Consider the following 3,000-nt stretch of genomic DNA (forward strand, 5'->3'; position numbering starts at 1 on the left):
GTATAGCCCTTCTCGTTGGCCAGTTCGATCGACACCGGGCGCTGGTTCTCGGCGGCAACCATGCCTTTCGAGCCATGCACCTCGATGCGCTGGTCGTAGCCATAGGTGGCGCGGCGCGAATTGGAGATGACCGCCTGCTTGCCGGAAGCGGTTTCCAGGATGACGCTGACGCTATCGAAATCGCCGGCGGCACCGATCTTCTTGTCGACCAGCACCGAGGCATGGGCGCTGACCGCCACGACCTCTTCGCCGAGCAGGAAGCGCGCCATGTCGAAATCATGGATGGTCATGTCGCGAAAAATGCCGCCCGAGCGCTTGATGTAGTCGATCGGCGGCGCGCCGGGATCGCGCGAGGTGATGGTGACCATCTCGACGGTGCCGATGGCGCCGTCGTCGATTGCCTTGCGCACGGCGGCGAAGTGCGGATCGAAGCGGCGGTTGAAGCCGACCATCAGCGTCGCCTTGGTCTTCTCGACCACGGCCAGGCACTTCTCGACGCGCTTGACGTTGAGGTCGATCGGCTTCTCGCAGAAGATCGCCTTGCCGGCCTTGGCGAAGCGCTCGATCAGATCGGCATGGGTGTCGGTCGGCGTGCAGATGACGACGGCGTCGATATCACCGGCTTTCTCGATATCCTCGATGCTGCGCACCTCGGCGCCATAGGCGCTCGCCAGCTCTTTGGCGGCCTTCTCGAACGCATCGGCGACGGCAACCAGTTTGGCCTGCGGATTGGAGCCGACGGCGCGGGCATGGACCTTGCCGATGCGGCCGGCACCGAGGAGAGCGAAGCGAACGGTCATGATATTTCCTCTGGGGGATGGGTTAGAGAGAGTTGTGTCCGCACCTTCCTTTTGGGGGAAGGTGGCAAGTCTATTTTTCGAGCGCGCCAGAAAACAGGATGACCATCCTGTTTAGGCCGCGAGTTCCGCCTCCCCGGTCTTGGCGCCGGTGATGTAGGAGACGATATCGTTTCCGTCGGTGTTCTCCTTGCGCAGATTGGCGACGATGCGGCCGCGCCGGAACACGACGATACGGTCGCAGAGATCGAACACCTGGCGCATATTGTGGCTGATCAGGATCAGCGGCTCGCCATTGTCCTTGAGCGTACGGACGATGTTTTCGACCTGCGCGGTCTCCTGCACGCCAAGGGCAGCCGTTGGCTCGTCCATGATGATCAGCTTGGAGGCGAAGGTCGCGGTGCGGGCGATCGCCACGCACTGGCGCTGGCCGCCTGACATGTGGCGGATGGTGTTGGACAGATTGGGGATCTTCACCGCCGTGCGGACGAGCGCCGCCTCGGTCGCCTTGCGCATGTATTTGCGGTCGAGGATCGAGAACGGGCCGAGGTTGAACAAAACCTTCTCGCGGCCGAGGAACAGGTTCGAAGGCACGTCGAGATCGTCGGCCAGCGCCAGGTTCTGGAACACGGTCTCGATGCCCGCCGTGCGAGCCTCGATCGGCCCGGCAAAATTCACTTCCTTGCCGTCGAACCAGATCTGGCCGCTGGTGCGCTGCTCGACACCGGTGATCTGGCGCACGAAGGTCGACTTGCCGGCGCCGTTGTCGCCCATGATGGCGACATGCTCGCCCTTGCGCAGTTCGAAATTCGCCCCTTCCAGCGCGTGCACGCCGCCATAGCGCTTGGTCAGGTTTTCAGTCTTCAGGACGATGTCTGACATGGTCATGCCCTCATTGCCCGCAGGCGTTGGCGCCACTGGTCGAGAACCACCGCACCGACGATGATCACACCCTTGACCATCTCCTGGTAGTAGGCGTCGAGGCGCAGGAAGGTGAAGCCGGAGATGATGACGCCGAAGATCAGCGAGCCGATCACCGTGCCGATGATCGAGCCGCGGCCGCCCGACAGGGAGACGCCGCCGATGACCGCCATGGCGATGGCGTCGAGTTCGTACATCACGCCCATGCCGGACTGCGCGGTCAGGTTCTTGGAGCTCAGCACCACGGCGGCGAGCGCGGCGAGAATGCCGGCGATGACGTAGACCAGGATCTTGTGGTTGGCGATCTTGATGCCGGACATGCGCGCGGCATCCTCGTTGGAGCCGATCGCGTAACAGTGCTTGCCGTACCTGGTGTAGGTCATGATCAGCTGGAACAGGATGGCCAGCGACAGGAAGATGACGACGGGCATCAGGCCTTTGCCGATGCCGGCGAAACTCTCGGTGGGAAACGAGATCGGCTGGCCCTTGGACCACCATTTGGCGATGCCGCGCGCGGTCACCATCATGCCGAGCGTGGCGATGAACGGCGGAATGCGCGTGTAGGCGATCAGCGCGCCATTGACGAGGCCGGCAAACAGGCCGCAGGCGATCGCCACCAGCAGCGGCACGATGACAGGCAGGTCCGTCCAGCCCTGCGCCAGGAACATCGCCTTGGGATTGGGGTTGCCGTTGACCGTCGCCACCTGAGCGAAGCTCATGGCGATCATGGCGGTCGCGCCGACGATCGAGCCTGAGGACAGGTCGATGCCGCCGGTGATGATGACCTGCGTCACGCCGATGGCGATGATGCCGACGATCGACACCTGCAGGATGATGATCTGCAGGCGCGCTTCGTTGAAGATGCCGCCGACGTCGCTGCGTGTGTTGAACAGGAAGCTGTCGCCGAGAAAAATGCGGCCGATCAGTTCGAAGATGACGACGAGAATGACCAGTGCCAGGAAAACATTGAACTCGGCCGGCCATGTGCGCTTCCTCGCATCATAACCGACGCCGCCGACGCCATGAGATGTCTGTGCCACGTATTCTGTCCTCCATCAGCCGCGGTCGCCCTCGCGCCTGCGGCGCTGAGGGAGAGAGGGGAGCGGCGCTGTCTTGATCGAGAGCGCCGCTCCGTATCGAACCGTTGGCGGCTCAGTTCTTCTTCAGGAACTTGTCGATGTTGGCGGGCGTCACCAGCTGGAAGGGCACGTAGACCTTGTGCTCGACCTTCTCGCCCTTGGCGAGCTTGAGCGCCGCATCGAGAGCGCCGGCGCCCTGGCCG

General features: G+C 63.1%; 3 protein-coding genes and 1 pseudogene. All 4 read right to left on the bottom strand.

Annotated elements, in window-relative coordinates; translation table 11 throughout:
* A partial coding sequence (gene iolG, locus EN906_RS29035; RefSeq protein WP_127375563.1) for an inositol 2-dehydrogenase occupies positions 1–800 on the bottom strand: 800 nt, incomplete at its 3' end.
* 111 nt (positions 801–911) lie between these two features.
* Entirely contained in the window at positions 912–1,679 is a 768-nt protein-coding gene (locus EN906_RS29040) for an ATP-binding cassette domain-containing protein (protein ID WP_023810655.1), read from the bottom strand.
* 2 nt (positions 1,680–1,681) lie between these two features.
* A complete protein-coding gene (locus EN906_RS29045) occupies positions 1,682–2,758 on the bottom strand; it encodes an ABC transporter permease (RefSeq protein ID WP_027039989.1) in 1,077 nt (358 codons plus the stop codon).
* 112 nt (positions 2,759–2,870) lie between these two features.
* Positions 2,871–3,000: pseudogene (locus EN906_RS29050) on the bottom strand (rhizopine-binding protein); the annotation flags it as partial.

The sequence above is a fragment of the Mesorhizobium sp. M7A.F.Ca.CA.004.06.1.1 genome (assembly GCF_003999135.1).
In the GTDB taxonomy this organism is placed as follows: domain Bacteria; phylum Pseudomonadota; class Alphaproteobacteria; order Rhizobiales; family Rhizobiaceae; genus Mesorhizobium.

Bases quoted from the DNA above. Each gene is read 5' to 3' on its own strand.
- EN906_RS29040 (WP_023810655.1), bottom strand. From the start codon at position 1,679: ATGTCAGACATCGTCCTGAAGACTGAAAACCTGACCAAGCGCTATGGC.